17 protein-coding genes are annotated in these 15,195 nt (G+C 70.3%); 15 read left to right on the plus strand and 2 right to left on the minus strand.

Going from position 1 to position 15,195, the window contains the following annotated elements:
- Positions 1–16: 16 nt before the first annotated feature.
- Positions 17–997 (minus strand): aldo/keto reductase, encoded by a 981-nt coding sequence (locus AC07BF_RS19350; RefSeq protein ID WP_350878016.1) that lies wholly within the window; start codon positions 995–997, stop codon positions 17–19.
- A gap of 251 nt (positions 998–1,248) precedes the next feature.
- Here AC07BF_RS19350 and AC07BF_RS19355 point away from each other — a divergent pair, with 251 nt between their 5' ends.
- The 13 genes from AC07BF_RS19355 to AC07BF_RS19415 all read left to right on the plus strand — a co-directional run bounded on the left by AC07BF_RS19355 (position 1,249) and on the right by AC07BF_RS19415 (position 12,104).
- Positions 1,249–2,301 (plus strand): LLM class F420-dependent oxidoreductase, encoded by a 1,053-nt coding sequence (locus tag AC07BF_RS19355; RefSeq protein WP_400329655.1) that lies wholly within the window; start codon positions 1,249–1,251, stop codon positions 2,299–2,301.
- A 78-nt stretch (positions 2,302–2,379) separates the two neighbouring features.
- Positions 2,380–3,957 carry a recombinase family protein gene (locus tag AC07BF_RS19360; RefSeq protein ID WP_478333648.1) on the plus strand — a complete coding sequence of 526 codons (1,578 nt, stop codon included), beginning with the start codon at positions 2,380–2,382 and terminating at the stop codon, positions 3,955–3,957.
- Positions 3,958–4,268: 311 nt separating this feature from the next.
- Positions 4,269–5,099 carry an HNH endonuclease gene (locus AC07BF_RS19365; RefSeq protein ID WP_478333649.1) on the plus strand — a complete coding sequence of 277 codons (831 nt, stop codon included), beginning with the start codon at positions 4,269–4,271 and terminating at the stop codon, positions 5,097–5,099.
- Between the two features lie 188 nt (positions 5,100–5,287).
- Positions 5,288–5,662 (plus strand): helix-turn-helix transcriptional regulator, encoded by a 375-nt coding sequence (locus AC07BF_RS19370; protein ID WP_478333650.1) that lies wholly within the window; start codon positions 5,288–5,290, stop codon positions 5,660–5,662.
- A gap of 100 nt (positions 5,663–5,762) precedes the next feature.
- Positions 5,763–6,650, plus strand: coding sequence for a major capsid protein (locus AC07BF_RS19375; RefSeq protein WP_478333651.1), 888 nt, complete (start codon positions 5,763–5,765; stop codon positions 6,648–6,650).
- A gap of 220 nt (positions 6,651–6,870) precedes the next feature.
- Positions 6,871–7,350: a hypothetical protein gene (locus tag AC07BF_RS19380; protein WP_478333652.1), complete on the plus strand. Its 480-nt coding sequence runs from the start codon at positions 6,871–6,873 to the stop codon at positions 7,348–7,350.
- Positions 7,351–7,687: 337 nt separating this feature from the next.
- A complete protein-coding gene (locus AC07BF_RS19385; RefSeq protein WP_478333653.1) occupies positions 7,688–8,083 on the plus strand; it encodes a hypothetical protein in 396 nt (131 codons plus the stop codon).
- A gap of 192 nt (positions 8,084–8,275) precedes the next feature.
- Complete coding sequence (locus AC07BF_RS19390; RefSeq protein ID WP_400329658.1) at positions 8,276–8,497, plus strand: hypothetical protein; 222 nt, start codon at positions 8,276–8,278, stop codon at positions 8,495–8,497.
- Positions 8,481–9,002, plus strand: a complete 522-nt coding sequence (locus AC07BF_RS19395; RefSeq protein WP_478333654.1) for a DUF6879 family protein — start codon at positions 8,481–8,483, stop codon at positions 9,000–9,002. Before AC07BF_RS19390 ends, AC07BF_RS19395 begins: the two co-directional genes overlap by 17 nt.
- Complete coding sequence (locus tag AC07BF_RS19400; RefSeq protein WP_478333655.1) at positions 8,992–9,840, plus strand: Scr1 family TA system antitoxin-like transcriptional regulator; 849 nt, start codon at positions 8,992–8,994, stop codon at positions 9,838–9,840. Before AC07BF_RS19395 ends, AC07BF_RS19400 begins: the two co-directional genes overlap by 11 nt.
- A gap of 266 nt (positions 9,841–10,106) precedes the next feature.
- Positions 10,107–10,529: a hypothetical protein gene (locus AC07BF_RS19405; RefSeq protein ID WP_478333656.1), complete on the plus strand. Its 423-nt coding sequence runs from the start codon at positions 10,107–10,109 to the stop codon at positions 10,527–10,529.
- A gap of 115 nt (positions 10,530–10,644) precedes the next feature.
- Positions 10,645–11,097 carry an NUDIX domain-containing protein gene (locus AC07BF_RS19410; RefSeq protein ID WP_478333657.1) on the plus strand — a complete coding sequence of 151 codons (453 nt, stop codon included), beginning with the start codon at positions 10,645–10,647 and terminating at the stop codon, positions 11,095–11,097.
- Positions 11,098–11,156: 59 nt separating this feature from the next.
- On the plus strand, positions 11,157–12,104 hold the full coding sequence (locus AC07BF_RS19415; RefSeq protein ID WP_478333658.1) for a hypothetical protein: 948 nt from the start codon (positions 11,157–11,159) through the stop codon (positions 12,102–12,104).
- 229 nt (positions 12,105–12,333) lie between these two features.
- Here the strand turns inward: AC07BF_RS19415 and AC07BF_RS19420 are convergent, their stop codons facing one another.
- Positions 12,334–13,317 (minus strand): magnesium and cobalt transport protein CorA, encoded by a 984-nt coding sequence (locus AC07BF_RS19420; protein ID WP_363583930.1) that lies wholly within the window; start codon positions 13,315–13,317, stop codon positions 12,334–12,336.
- 196 nt (positions 13,318–13,513) lie between these two features.
- On the opposite strand from AC07BF_RS19420, the gene AC07BF_RS19425 reads away from it, so the two are divergent.
- Positions 13,514–14,206: an MSMEG_4193 family putative phosphomutase gene (locus AC07BF_RS19425; protein ID WP_363583928.1), complete on the plus strand. Its 693-nt coding sequence runs from the start codon at positions 13,514–13,516 to the stop codon at positions 14,204–14,206.
- Positions 14,207–14,607: 401 nt separating this feature from the next.
- Positions 14,608–15,183, plus strand: coding sequence for a DUF3090 domain-containing protein (locus AC07BF_RS19430; protein ID WP_350878006.1), 576 nt, complete (start codon positions 14,608–14,610; stop codon positions 15,181–15,183).
- The last annotated feature ends 12 nt before the right edge of the window (positions 15,184–15,195 follow it).

The following is a 15,195-nucleotide window of genomic DNA, read 5'->3' on the forward strand; positions in this document are numbered from 1 at the left end:
AGCTGAACGAGGGGGGCTACAGCTCGCTCCACCCCTGGTCCGGGTAGCGGTGCACCGGCGACGAGATGTCGTCCAGCGCACCACGGATCTCACCCGGAAGCGTAAGCGCCTCCACCGACAGCGCCGCCTGCAGCTGTGCCACCGTACGGGCCCCGACCAGCGCGCTCGCCACTCCGGGCCGGTCCCGGACCCAGGCGAGGGCGACCGCGAGCGGGCTGCTGGCGAGGCCGTCGGCGGCCGTGGCGACGGCGTCGACGATCCGCCGCGAGCGCTCCCCGAGGTACGGCTGGACGAACCCGGACAGGTACGGCGAGGCGCCGCGCGAGTCCTGCGGGACGCCGTGCCGGTACTTGCCGGTGAGCACCCCGCGCCCGAGCGGCGAGGAGGCGAGCAGCCCGACTCCGGCGTCCGCCGCGGCGGGCAGCGCCTCGCGCTCGATGCCGCGCTGGAGCAGTGAGTACTCCAGCTGGGCCCCGGCCAGCGGCGTGCGCCCGTGGTGGGCGCGCTGCCAGGTGGCGGCCTTGGCGAGCTGCCAGCCGCTGAAGTCGCAGACCCCGACGTACCGGGCGCGCCCGGAGGAGACGGCGATGTCGAGGGCGCTGAGCGTCTCCTCGACGGGCGTCATGGGGTCGAAGGAGTGCACCTGCCACAGGTCGACGTAGTCGGTGCCGAGCCGGCGCAGCGAGGCGTCGAGGGCGGCGAGGAGGTGGCCGCGGGAGCCGTCGAAGCGGCGGGCGGACTCCGGCACGCTGCCGGCCTTGGTGGCGATGACGAGTTCGGAGCGGGGGATGAGGCTGTCGGTGAGCCGGGAGATCAGGTACTCGGCGCCGCCGTCGGCGTACACGTCGGCGGTGTCGAGCAGGGTCCCGCCGGCGTCGACGAACTCCTTGAGCTGCTCGGCGGCCTCGTGTTCGTCGGTGTCGCGACCCCAGGTCATGGTGCCGAGGCCGAGCCGGGAGACCTGGAGACCGGTACGGCCGAGGTGACGCTTTTCCATCGGACGGGCCCTCCACTGGCCGGTGGCACCGGGCGCCCCGGTAGCCCTGAGAACGCGCAGGTGGGGAGAGCGCTCCCCACGTCGGCTGAGCGTAGCGGCCGGTGTCCGGGCAGGGGTGGCGACCCGCAGAACGATCACCGGGCCCGGGCGGCGGCGGGTGTGACCCAGACCACCACTACCGGTCAGTAGCATGACCGGTGAGTGCGCGGCTACCCTCGCCACCAACCCTCACCGACTGGAAGGTTCGGCACATGCGACTCGGAATCAACCTCGGCTACTGGGGTCTCGGCATGGACGCCGACAACATCGCCGTGGCCCAGGAGGCGGACCGGCTCGGCTACTCGGTGTGCTGGGCGGCCGAGGCGTACGGCTCGGACGCCGCGACGGTGCTGAGCTTCGTCGCCGCGAAGACCGAGCGGATCGACGTCGGTTCGGCCATCTTCCAGATCCCCGCCCGCACCCCGGCGATGACCGCGATGACCGCGGCGACCCTGGACACGCTGTCCGGCGGCCGCTTCCGGCTCGGCCTCGGCGTCTCCGGCCCGCAGGTCTCCGAGGGCTGGTACGGGGTGAAGTTCGACAAGCCGCTCGCCCGCACCCGCGAGTACGTGGAGATCATCCGCAAGGCGATGTCCCGCGAGCGGCTGGTCCACGAGGGCGCGCACTGGACGCTGCCGCTGCCCGGCGGCCCCGGCAAGCCGATCAAGCTCACCGTGCACCCGGTGCGCGAGCACATCCCGCTGTACATCGCGGCGATCGGCCCGAAGAACCTGGAGCAGACCGGCGAGATCGCCGACGGCTGGCTCGGCATCTTCTTCTCGCCCGAGCACGCCGCGCTCTCCCTCGACCCGCTGAAGGCCGGCCGCGCCAAGGCGGGGCAGGGCCTGGACGGCTTCGACCTCTGCCCGACCGTCACCATCGCGGTCGGCGAGGACATCACGGCCGGCGTCGACTCCCAGCGCTCCTACGCCGCGCTGTACATCGGCGGCATGGGCAGCAAGGAGAAGAACTTCTACAACCAGCTCGCCCGGCGGATGGGCTACGAGCAGGCCGCCGACGAGATCCAGGAGAAGTACCTGGCCAAGGACTACGCGGGCGCCGCGGCCGCCGTCCCGCACGACCTGATCGACGCCACCTCGCTGATCGGCGACACCGCCCGGATCGCCGACCGGATGCAGGCCTACGCCGACGCGGGCGTCACCACGCTCACCCTGGCCCCCGGCGGAATCGACTATTCGCTGGAAGGCAGGATCAACGCTCTCCGCGTGGGTGTGGAGGCGCTGGAACTGGCCGGGCTCGCCTAACGGCGGGCATCCCTGGGGGACGGGTTCGCCCGTTCAGCGGCGCGAGCCGCCCCGTCCCCTGGGGAACACATGCCCACTATGACCAGCACCAACGACGCGCCCGTGACGCCGTACGACGGTTGCGGGCGCTGTCTGCTCGGCGTCCGCCGACTCTCCCGCGTGCAGGCGGCCACCAGCTCACCGGCGCGGCAGCGGGACGCGATCCTCGACTCGGCCGAGCGAGCCGGAGGGCACGTCATCGGGTGGGCGGACGACTGGGAGGTGTCCGGCGCGTCCGACCCTCTCACGCGCCCGAAGCTGGGGCCGTGGCTCAAGGCCCAGCGCGGGCCCTATGACGGACTCGCGGCGTCCGCAGTGGACCGCCTCGGGCGTGACGTCCTGGAGGGCCTGCGGCTCGCTAAGGAGACCAACGCGGGCCGTCTCCTGCTCACAGCCGATCACCCCGGTTTCTGGGACCTGGACGACCCGAGCCAGGAGATCGAGTTCAACGCGAAGCTGTTCGGCGCGCAGATCGAGCACCGGAACATCCGGACACGGAACCGGGACCGCGCGGTACAGGCCCGTTCGGCGGGGGAGGTCGCGGGGCGGCCCGCGTACGGGTTTGTGCACGTGCGCCTCGCCCACGGCGGGAAGGTGGACCACACGGAGAACGAGCCGGAGTCGGAGGCCGTGGCTCGTGAGTTCGCCCGTCGTCTGCTGACCGACGGCACCGGCCGCATCACCGTGGACTCCGAGGCCGCCCGGTTGACCCGTGCGGGGGTCCTCTCGCCCTCGGACTGGTCGCGGGTGATGTACGGCAAGGAACCGATCGGCGGCCGGTGGACCGGCAACGTGATCAAGCGAATCTGCCTCTCTGATGCCTCGCTGGGCTACCTCACGCACAAGGGGAAGGCCGTCCTGGGGCCGGACGGCCATCCCGTTCGCATCGCCCCGGGACTCTGGGACCGGGCCACTCAGACATCGCTGACGAAGAAGCTCACGAAGGCTCCGGCAGGTCCCCGCGCGGCCAAGGGTGAGCTGTTGCTGTCCGGCGGGTCGTTCTGCGGGATCTGCTCCGTACGGCTGTACAGGAGCACGACGACCCACAAGAGCGGAGTTGTTCCGGCATGGGCCTGCAAGGCCCGGACAGAGGGCCTGAAGGGCTCGGAGGAGTGTCCGCAGCCGGTCGCTCCGCTCGCCGAGATGGACGAGATCGTGGAGCGGCGGTTCCTCGCCGACTTCGGCCCCGCCGAGTTCTCGGAACGGGTGTGGGAGCCGGGCAACGGTGTGGCCCAGCGTGTCGCCGACCTGACGGCCGACCGCAAGCGGCTGCGCGACGACCGCGCGGCGGGTCTGTACGACTCCCCGGACGATGCCGAGTGGTTCCGCCGGGAGTACGCCCGGATGGGTCGGGAACTGGAGACGGCGAAGGCGACGCCCGAGAAGCCGGCGGGCTGGTACTCGGTGCCGACCGGCCGCAGGGTCGCGGACGAGTGGCGGGCCGGGGACACCGTGGCGCGACGGGAGTTGCTGGAGGCTTTCAGCGTTCGGGTGCTGCTGTTCCCGGCGCGGGGCCCGCTCAAGCGAGACCCCCGGATCGAGGTCACGATCGTTGACCCGAAGGCCGAAGAACTGGCCGATGTGCTGGAAGCGGCCATGGCTCCCGACACGCCCTGACCCTGCTACTGCGAGTCCCCTGGGTTCTCTCGACTTGTGGAGGACCCGAGGGCGTTCGCAGACCCCCGGGGGCACCCACCTTGGTCGTTAACCGGCCCGGCTTAATACATGTGAGGGAAGCTCACGTGACAGTGGGGGCGGGTGTTAACCGGCCACCCTGAATCTGTGTGGGCCCATCTACGGCCTGTGAGACCCCGGCGGCGTGCCGGGGTCTCTTGCTTTTGCCTCGGGATTCGTCTGAGGGCGAGAGGGACGGTTGCGTCCCGACTGTTCATGATCACCGCGTTTCGTCGGGGGGAGGAGGGCCGGACATGGAGACCGCCACAGCCGTGTGCCGGGTGTGCGGGGTGCGGCCCCGGGCCCGGGACGGCCCGCAGCCGGTCTGCGCGGACGACCGCTGCCGCAGGGCGTACGCCCTGGCGCAGGAGTCGCAGCGCGCGGCTCTCCGGGAGTGCGTGGCTCCTGTGCTGTGCGGCGAGTGCGGCGCGCCTTCGGGCAAGCGGCCTGCCCACGCCGGGCAGGTCGTCTACTGCGAGCCGTGTACGGCCGATCGCAGGCAGCGCCGCCGCGAGGACGCGCGCCGCGCCGAGCTGCTGGAACGCTCCAGATTGGGACCCCGGCCGTGCGGCAACCTCCGGTGCACGGGCGTCGTGGACGCGCTGGCGGACCCTCGCAGACGCTACTGCTCCGACAAGTGTTCCCGCGCGGCCGAGCACGCCCGCCGCAAGACCAGGCAGGCCGGGAAGGATCGCGACGAGAAGCCCCGCCCGTGCCGACGCTGCCGCTTCCGCCGGGAGGTGATGGCGTTCCCAGACAGCGTCTGCCAAGCCTGCCAGGCCGAGCAGCGCCGCCGCCTCAAGGACCGCAAGGAGTCGATCCGGCGGAAGGTGTCCGAGCGCCACGGAGACCGGTGCGCGTACTGCCCGCTCGACCTGGCCACGCCGGGAGAAGTCCTCGACCACGTCACACCGGTGGCGCGCGGCGGGCTCACGGAGATCGCCAATCTCCGCTGGGCCTGCCGGGACTGCAACACCGACAAGGGCGACATGCTGCTGACCGAGTGGATCTCACCCCGCGAACGCCTGACCCCACCTCAGATTCGGGGGGATGTCGTGACGTGCGTAAACCCCCCGACCCCCTGACCCCAGGGAGGGGGCCGCACCCCACCCTGGGCCCGCCGAGCCCCTTGCCGCAGCGGGCCGCGCCCCACCCATAGCCGTGACCATGATCACCAATTCTGGGGCGGATGAGGCCGCCAGCGTGCCGTTTCACCCCGAGCCCCCTGGTGATCATGAACCCCGCCATCCGACCGAATGAAGGACCCCCAACCGTGATCCACCCGTTCTCCCTTGCTGCCCGCCGCAAGGCCCTGGACCTGTCCGTCGCCGAGGTCGCCGACCGCGTCGGCGTCCACATCGCCACCGTCTACGCATGGGAGGCCGAGGACAAGACCCCGACCCCCGAGCACTACCTCATGTGGTGCAACGCGCTCTCGCTGACCTACCGCGACGTGGTCAACCACGAAGCGTGGGAGGCCAACCCGGACGCCGAATTCACGTTCCTGTCCGCCCTGCTGCGCCTGCGCCGCACGGGGGACCAGTACTTCATGAGCGGTGAAGCGAAGCTGTTCCGCGCCCCCGACGGCTACCAGCCGCCGACCGCCGCCGAGCTGTTCGCCGAGGCCCCCGCCGTTTCGGCCGGCTGACCGCCCCGACACCCGAACTACCCAGCCCCGTGCCGCAGATGGCCGGGGCTTTCGCGTTCCCGCCTCAGCGGCGGGAACCCCCAGGAAAGGCGCCACCCGTATGACCAGCAACACCTTCGAGATATCCGACGTCGTGGCCGTGAGCCTGGCCCTGATGCGCTCGAACTCTGTCCTTGGCGAGTGCGTGATGCGCGACGCGGAGGCCGCGTTCACCGGCGGCCGGGGCGACTCGGTGCGGGTGCGCACCCCCAAGCGCCGCGTGGCCCAGAACTTCAACGGCACCACCGTCTACACCAAGGTGGAGGAGGGCCACGTTCAGGTGAAGCTGACCGACGAGCCGACCGACGCCGCCGCCTTCACCACCAAGGACATGACCCTCAACATAGAGAGCTTCGGCCAGCAGGTCCTCAAGCCCCAGTTGGACGCCGTCTCCACCTACGTCGAGAAGTCCGCCGCCGCCCTGCTCAACGCGGCCAGCAAGGCCGCCGGAGCCCGCGTCATCAAGGCCGACGCCAAGCCGGGCGAGCCGGGGCACGTCGTGAAGATGCTCACCGCCGCAGCCGCCGACTTCACCCGCCGCGAGATCCCCGCCACGGACCGGTTCCTCGCCATCGGCCCGGACGTGCAGAACATCCTCCTGGACGTCGAACAGCTCCAGAAGGTCAACGAGGCCGGAGACTCCCACGCGCTGCGCAACGCGACCATGGGCGAGCTGTTCGGCTTCCGCGTGGTCGTCTCCCCGCACCTGGACGGCGCGGTCGCCTTCCACAAGACCGCGTTCGCCCTGGCCGTGCGCGCCCCCAGCGAGGTGCAGGGCGGGGCCCGCTCCGTCTCCGCCGCCGACAACCAGTACGCGCTGCGCGTGACCATGGACTTCGACCCGTCCGTGAAGTCCGAGGTCTCCATCGTGGACACCCTGTGCGGCGTGGCCACCATCGACCCGGCCCGCGCCATCGCCTTCACGGTCACCCCGCCCGCCAAGGCGTGACCGGAAGCGGTCCGGGGCTCATGTCAGATCTGACATGAGCCCCGGACCCTCCAATGTCAAAACTGACATTGGAGGGTCCGGCCTCGGCGTCGTCACGCGCGCCGGACCCCGCAACGCGCCCACTTGCCCGAAAAGACAAGTCAGGCCCCGGGCTGCCAAGTGTCAGAACTGACACTTGGCGGCCCGTACTCCACGCCCCCGCTCGCAGTCCGGAGAGACCATGCCCGCCGACCACCCCACGCCCGCCGAGGCCATCCCCGGGGGTGTCGCCCACCCCGACACCCCTGCCCAGCGCGACGCCCCGCCGACCCCCGCACCCGAGGCTGAGCCTGAACGCCGGCCGGAGCCCGAACCCGACCCGCGAGACGCCCGAATCGCCGACCTGGAAGCTGAGTTGACCCACCTCCGAGAGGAGCATAGCGGTGCGTCCGTCGAGGCGGACGAGCTACGCCACCAGGCCGCCGAGGACGCCCGCCGCGCCGAGGTTGAGCAGGTCATCGCCGGGTACTCGCTACCGCCGTTCGCCGCTGAGGCAGCCCGCGCGGCGGGCCCGTTCGTGGACCTGGACGCGCTGTGCCGCAACCTGGCCGAGGCCACCACCCCGCGTCTGCTGTTCGGCCGTGGCGGACTCGACCCGACCGCCCCCGCCAAGCCCAACCACCAGGCCATCGCCGACCGGCTGATCCGCCGGGCGTGGTGATCGTGGACGGGCCAGGGCGGAGGCATCACCTCGGACAATTCCGAGGTGGGCAGGTGCCGCTGCCAACGCTCATGTCCGTTTGGACATGAGGGGACGAGCGCGGGCCAGCGTGGCAGGTACTGCGGAAATTTCCGCAGTTACCGCAGCCACACGCTATATCGAACTCTCTTTATAGGAAGGCAAGTTGAGAGAGTCGATCGGCGAAAGAAGCGTGAGCCTCGCGCAGTCGGATGCGCGTCGGTGCGTGATGTCGGTAGCTGACCCCGGGGGGTGACTCCCTCGCGCGCCTCTTTCTTCTCCGGGGCGTCATAGCAGCCCAGCACCGATGCGCATAGGCATGAACCAACCCTCATGCGCACAGCGTTACGCCCATCCACCGAGAGTAGCGAAAGGGGTTCCCCTGAACGAGATCATCACCGACCTGCGCGCCGGATTCGCCGCCCTGGAGGTCGAGTTGGACCCCCAAGAGGACGCCGCGCTCCGCCTCGCCGAGCACCACCTGCGCGACGCCGCCCACTGCGACGAGCAGGTTCGGGCGGACGGCCGCCTGATCGCTGGGGGCACCCGCCACGGCGTCATGGTCGCCCACCCGCTGATCGCCGAGGCCCGCCAGCTCCGCGCCGAAGCGGGCCGCCTCATCGCCCGCGTCCGCCTCCCCGGCGACGAGCCCCCGGCAGGCCGGTCCAATGCCGCCCGCAGCCTCGCCGCCCACCGCTGGGGCAACCGCATCTGACCACCCCGACCACACCGGCCCCGGCTGCCCAACGAACTGGGCAGCCGGGGCCTTTCGTGCGTTCTGGGCCGCTCCACCATGATCCTTAGTCCAACACGGGAATATTTCTGTTCTGTCATAGACACACGCCGAAGGGTTCTCTAGCGTCATTGCCGGGCGGTCCAAGTGGGGCCACAGTTCCAGGGGGTTGAGATGGACGACAGGTCGGGTCTCACACGGCTGACCAACACGGGCAACGGCAGTGGCTCGGGGGAGTGCAACCAGAACGACTGCCCGAACGTGTACCGCACCGAGCGAGGCACGTTCGTGGTTCAGGGGGACGTGTCCAGCGCCTTCACGCCGCCCAATGGCGAAGGGCTCGTGGAGATCCCCGAGAGCGTGCTTCGGGAGGCCGTCCGTGCGCTTGGATGGTGACGCTTGGCAGGCCAGGTTCCGGGAGTTTAAGACGGAGGCATGGCGCCTGGAAACTCTCCCGGCCTATAACGTGCCGCAGGAGATCGAGGAACTGCGGGCTTTCCGGGCGGGTGAGCGAATTGACCCGCACGCGCACTCCAACGATTACACGGACGACCTCAAGCGCGTGCGCCGAGAGGGGAAGTCCAAGGGGCGCGTTCACGTTGTTACACGACCGCTCTCCGATTACTTGCGCTACGAGTTCATGTACTACCTGCCGCATGCCTGGGCGGGGGAAGACATTCGGATCATGGACGTCACGGATCGCCCTAACCCGCTGGCCGGCGTCCCGGACTATTGGATGTTCGACAAAAGGGAGGTGGTGCTAATGAACTACCTGCCTGACGGAACGCAGATCGACCGCACCGTGTTCGAGGGCGACGTGAGCCCGTTCGTCGAGTATCAGCGGATTGCAATCGCTGAATCGGTGCCTTTCGAGGAGTACGTGAAGGGCATTGGCGCTTGATCCGCAAGAGCTAGGTCAATCGAATTCGGACCTGGCGGCAATTCTTCAAGAGCTTCGCAAGCGAGCTGGACTCTCCGGGGTCCAGCTCGCTCGGCGTGTCAACATGTCGCAGTCCAAGATTTCCAAGATCGAGACTGGCAAGGTCACGCCGTCGCTGGTTGACGTTGAACTGATCCTGCGGGCGCTGGACGCGCCGCCTGACCTCATTGCCCACGTCACGGCACTTGCCCGCATCGCCAACACAGAGTGGCAGGATGCGAGGGCCCTGCGCAGGAAGGGGCTTGAAAAGAAGCAAGTCGAGTTGGCGACGCTTGAACGTACCACCGGCGAGTTTCGATACTTTCTGCCAACCATGATCACCGGTCTTCTTGCGACTCCTGAGTACATCCGGGCCAGTCTCGCTCCGTTCCCCGGCGATCACTCGAAGGCTATTGCCAAAAAACTTGAACGGCAGGCCGTCCTCTACGAGCCGGCTAAGCGCTTCTACTTCATTCTGACTGAACAGGCTTGCCGCTGGCCTCTTGTTCCCGCGCAGGCCATGGCGATGCAGATTGACCGGTTGGTCTCTGTGTCCCGGTTGCCCAATGTGCGCCTCGGGATTATCCCGATGGCTGGTCACATGCCGTGGGCGCCATTGAACGTATTCACCGTCTACGACGAGGCTCTAGCAACTGTCGAGGTCTCCACGGGCGCGCTTGTGTTCCGTGACCCCCGAGACATTCAGGAGTACCTGGACGAGTTCCGGACCTTCGAGAGCTATTCGCTGTGGGGTGAGGATGCTCGGGTCAAGCTGGCGGAGTGGGCCGACCACTATCGAGGGACATCTCAAGATCTTTAGTCGATAGCGGGAATATCGTTGAGTCCCTATCTGGAATTCCCCTAGCCTGGCATCTCATTCCACGAAGCCGAGCGAAAAGGAGCCAGGTGTGTACGTTGCCGTGAGGTCCGCCGGTTCGCACCGGAGCAGGGAGAAGGCCAGTCCGCAGGCGATGGCCGCGTTGAGGGAGCAGTACCGGGCGGCGAACCCGACCGGTCGTGCACTGACCTACCCGCTCGACCCGGAGTGCCCGTGCCCGAGGTGCACGGAGTTGAGGTTGGGCCGCAATGCCGCCGCTTGAACTGGTGGCGGTGCCCGGAGAGCCGAAACCGGGCATGGTCATGCGCTATGAGGTGGTGCAGGCGGCGGGCTCCCATGTCCTGCGGGATGTGCTCCTGGGCGAGTTCTGCACCCTCCCGGACCTCTCCGGCAAGCCCGTGTTGCTCGCCTTCCCCGACGCCTATCACGCGCGTCTGTGGCTGATGACGGCCGACACCCGTAAGCAGTACGCGGTGAACGCCACCCGCATCCGAGCCGAGCAGGGCAAGAAGCCGTTGCAGGAGCACGCCGGATGGCTTCGGTTCGACCTCTATGCCCCCGCGTCGGCCGACCAGTCCAACGCCTCGGGTGGGGCCGATCCGGTGGCTGCCGAGGTGGCCCGACAAGCAACCCTGCATTCGGATCGCCTGCGGTACCGGCACCAGCACTGACGCACCCCAATTGGTCTGATCATCACGGGATTTGGTGTCGGTGGGGTGGGGTGCGGGATCGTGGGCCGACCGCGCGAGCGGCGCGCGGTGGCCCGACCAATGAAGGGGCGAACCCATGAAGAAGATCGCTGCGAAGCTCTGGCGGATCATCCGGGGCCCGATGCAGTGGCGCGTTCTGTGGCTGTGGCACTCGAAGTTCATGGTCGGGGTCACGGGCATCGTTCGCGACGACGAAGGCCGGGTGTTGCTCCTGAAGCACCGGATGTGGCCGGAGGGTCGGCAGTGGGGGCTACCGACCGGCTACGCGAACAAGGGCGAGAGCTTCGAAGAGACGATCATCCGTGAGGTCAAGGAGGAGGCCGGACTCACGGTGAAGGTGTGCGAGCTGGCGCACCTGAAGAGCGGATACAAGCTGCGCGTCGAAGTCGCCTACGAGGCGCTGTACGTCAGCGGACGGATCAAGGTCGCTTCGTTCGAGATCTTGGAGGCCCGATGGTTCTCACCGGACAAGCTCCCCGAGGGAGTGCAGGAGTCGCACCGACAGCTGATCAGCCGTCAGCGCTTCTGACCCTCGGTCGCTCGCTCACCCCCTCGTGTCTGGGGCCGAACGAGCACCTGGCCGGAGACGTGGCCGAGCGCGCCGAGCTGGCGCACCTGCTGGCCGCGCGCCGGGCGACGGCGGCGCTGGACCAGGCGCACCCGCACGTGACGTTCTCGCTGCTGCACTGGGTGCTGGACACCTGGGCGGACGAGTCGGCGCGGGAGGTGTTCCGGCAGGGGGCGGCGCTCCTGGCGGACCGCTACCGGGAGTTGGGGTTGAACCAGCTGCTGCCGATTGATCGGGTGTGGGTGGGGGTGTGCTCGACCCAGCCCGACGCGTTCGGCGGGTTCCACCACCCGAACCAGGGCTACCGGCACGAGCAGATGGCCTCCGTGATCACGAGGTACGGGCGGCTGAGCGACCCCCGGCTGCCCTCGCCCGAACTGGTGGCGCTGGACCTGCTCCGGTCCTACGCGCATGACTGCCTGCACTGGGGGTCGTTCCGGGAGTACCGGTTCCAGGACGGGCACGTGGGCCGGAGCCGGTACGGGATCAACCGGCGTGACCCGCAGGGGCGCACCTACTCGGCGCGGGACCAGGAGGACGCCGTCTCGACCCGGAACCTCGGGATCGTGATGGAGGGGGCGACCGATCGGGAAGCCCGGACGATCGCCGCCACGGTGGCCGACCGGCTCAGGTTGGCCGAGCGGGTCGCACTGCCCGATCGGCTGGCTTTCCGTGACACCACGGGCCGTCTGGAGCCGTCCGACTTCGACCACGCGGAGCCCGGCATAGCGACCCGCTACCACCTGGCGATGGCTGGATACGAACACGGGGTCGGGGCGCGGTATCAGCGCTTCCTGACCGAGATGGGCGGGACCGATGCTGGCGCGCTGCACGGCCTGATAGTGGCCGCGACGATCGGCGGGGACCTGTCCGGCCTGACCGGGTGGCTCGACCAGCGGCACGGTTCCCGGGCGTTCCCGCGCATCTTCCGCTCATCGGCCTACACCGGGCCGGACCCCGGCCAGTAGCCGCCCCTGGGCTGCCCGTCCGTGCGCCGTTCCCCCGTGGCGCACGGGCGGGCGTACGGTTGGGCACGGCCGGAGTCCGGCCGCGACGAGGGCGCTATCCTTCCAGGTGATAAACGAATCTGGCCCCGTCCGGCTTCACCCTGGACGAGCGGATCCAGGCGCTGCGCACCGGCGTCGAGGCCTTGGAGCGCGCCGGCCTGGCGTAGCCGCCCGGGGCCGTCGGGCGGCACTACAGCCAGTCGTGCCGCTTGAACACCCGGTGCAGCACTATGCAGACCGCGACCATCAGCGACAGCACCGCCGGGTACCCCCAGGGCTGGTGCAGTTCGGGCATGTCCTCGAAGTTCATCCCGTAGACGCCCGCGATCATCGTCGGCACGGCGGCCAGTGCCGCCCAGGCCGAGATCTTCCGCATGTCGTTGTTCTGCTGCACGCTGACCTGCGCCAGGTTGGCGTTGAGGATGTCGGACAGCAGCCGGTCCATGCCGTCGACCTGGTCGGTCACCCGGGCCAGGTGGTCGGCGACGTCCCGCAGGTAGGGCAGGGTCTCCGGGCGGATGTACGGTTCGCCGCCGCGGGCCAGGCGCAGCGTCGGTTCCAGCAGCGGGCCGGTGGCGCGGCGGACGGTCATCACCTGGCGCTTGTAGCCGTAGATCCGGCCGGCGGTGTCGCGGCCGACCCGGTTGGGGGCGAAGACGTCCGCCTCCAGTTCGTCCAGGTCGGTCTGGAGCCCGGTGGCTACCTCCATGTAGCCGTCGACGATGGTGTCGCACACCGAGTGCAGCACCGAGCTGGGCCCGTAGCGCAGCAGTTCGGGCTGCTTCTCCAGCCGGGCCCGCAGGCCGGAGAGCGGGGCGTCGGCGCCGTGCCGGACGGTCATCACGAAGTCCGCGCCGAGGAAGACCATCACCTCGCCGATGGTCACCGCGTGGGCACCGGGGTGGTAGCCGAGCGTCTTGAGGGCGACGAACAGGGAGCCCTGGTACGGCTCGATCTTGGGGCGCTGGTGGGCGCTGACGGCGTCCTCGACGGCCAGCGGGTGCAGGGCGAACTCCCTTCCGACGTGGTTGAGTTCCTCGGCGGTGGGCTCGAACAGGCCTATCCAGACGAAGCCGCCGGGCCCGGCGGCGCGGGCGGCGGCGAGCGCGCCGGCGAGGTCGTCGGGGGCCTCGATCCGGTGGCCGTCGTGGTAGCTGGCGCAGTGGACGATCATCGGGCCATTGTGGCCCGGCGAGGGGTGCCCGGGGCGGAGCCGGGCCAGGACGGCCTCGCGGGCCGGTGCCGGCGGCGGCCCAGGAGGACCCGTACCCTGCCCCCGCGTTGCGCGCCCGCACCCCGCGCCGGCACCCGACGGCCGCAGCTCGCACCGACACTCCACGCCCGCGCCCGGAGGCCGTAGGCTGAGCCCCATGCCCACCCTGCTGCTCGTCCGCCACGGCCGCTCGACCGCGAACACCGCCGGAATCCTGGCCGGTTGGACGCCCGGCGTGGACCTCGACGACACCGGGCGCGCGCAGGCCGCCGCGCTGGCCGGCCGGCTCGCGGGGATCCCGCTGGTGCAGGCCGTCAGCAGCCCGCTGGAGCGCTGTCGGCAGACCCTGGAGCCGTTGCTGGCGGCCCGGCCCGAGCTGGGCCCGCCCGCCGAGGACGAGCGGCTGGGCGAGTGCCACTACGGCGAGTGGACCGGTCGGCCGCTGGCCGAGCTGGCCAAGGAGCCGCTCTGGCGCACCGTGCAGGACCACGCGGCCGCCGCGGCCTTCCCCGGCGGGGAGTCGTTGCGCGAGCTGAGCCACCGGACGGTCGGTGCGGTCCGGGAGTGGAACGAGAAGGTCGCCGCCGAGCACGGCGCGGACGCGGTCTGGCTCGCCTGCTCGCACGGGGACGTGATCAAGGCGGTGGTGGCCGACGCCCTCGGCCTGCACCTGGACCACTTCCAGCGGATCAGCGTCGAGCCCTGCTCGGTCACCGCGATCCGCTACACCCCGCAGCGGCCCTTCGTCCTGAGGATGGGCGACACCGGCGACCTCGGCTCGCTCGCGCCCAGGCCCGGCGCGGCCCCGGCCGCCCCGGCGGGCGACGCGGTGGTCGGCGGCACCACCTGAGACGGTCGCCCCGCCTGACCCGCCTGACCCGCCTGACCCGCCTGACCCGCCTGACCCGCCTGACCCGCCTGACCCGCCTGACCCGCCTGACCCGCCTGACCCGCCTGGTACGACCCTGGTCCGACCGGCGCCATCCGACCTGACCGGAGCCGCCCGGCCCGGAGCCGCATCACGTGGGCGGGAGCGCCGCCGCACGCCGCTCCGCAGCGGCCGGCGGCACCACCTGAGCTGGCCGGTGCCACTGCGGCTCGGCTCCCCTGCGGGGGCCCGGAGGTCGTAGGGTGACTAACGAGCCCCGCCGCGTGGCGAGCCCGCGCCCGGGCCGCCGTACGGCAGCCCGAGCCAATGACGTCCGAACGATCCCTGTGATCCCCACGACCGACACGATCCGGAGCGAGAGCGTGCCCCGTCAGGTCTTCTTCTACGACCAGCCCGAACGGTTCGTGGCCGGCACCGTCGGCCAGCCCGGCGCCCGGGCGTTCTACCTGCAAGCCAGCGCCCGGGGCCGGATCACCAGCGTCCTGCTGGAGAAGACCCAGGTGGCGGCGCTCGCCGAGCGGATCGACGAGGTCCTGGACGAGGCGCTGCGGCGCAGCGGCGGCGACGTCTCCATCCCGGCCGCCGCCCCGCAGGACCTGCTCGACACCGCACCGCTGGACCTGCCGCTGGAGCAGGAGTTCCGGGTCGGCACCATGGCCCTGGCCTGGGACAGCGTGGACGGCTGCCTGGTGGTCGAGGCGCAGGCGCTGATCGAGGTGGAGGAGGACGAGGACGAGGACAGCGCCGCGGCGGTCTTCGAGGACGACGACAACGGTCCGGACATGCTGCGGGTGCGGCTGTCCGGCGCGATGGCCCGGGTGTTCGCCAAGCGGGCGCTGGACCTGGTCTCGGCCGGCCGCAAGCCCTGCCCGTTCTGCAACCTGCCGCTCGACCCGGAGGGCCACCTGTGCCCGCGCGCGAACGGCTACCGGCGCTGAACACCGAGACCC

The sequence above is a fragment of the Kitasatospora sp. NPDC043950 genome, assembly GCF_056435345.1.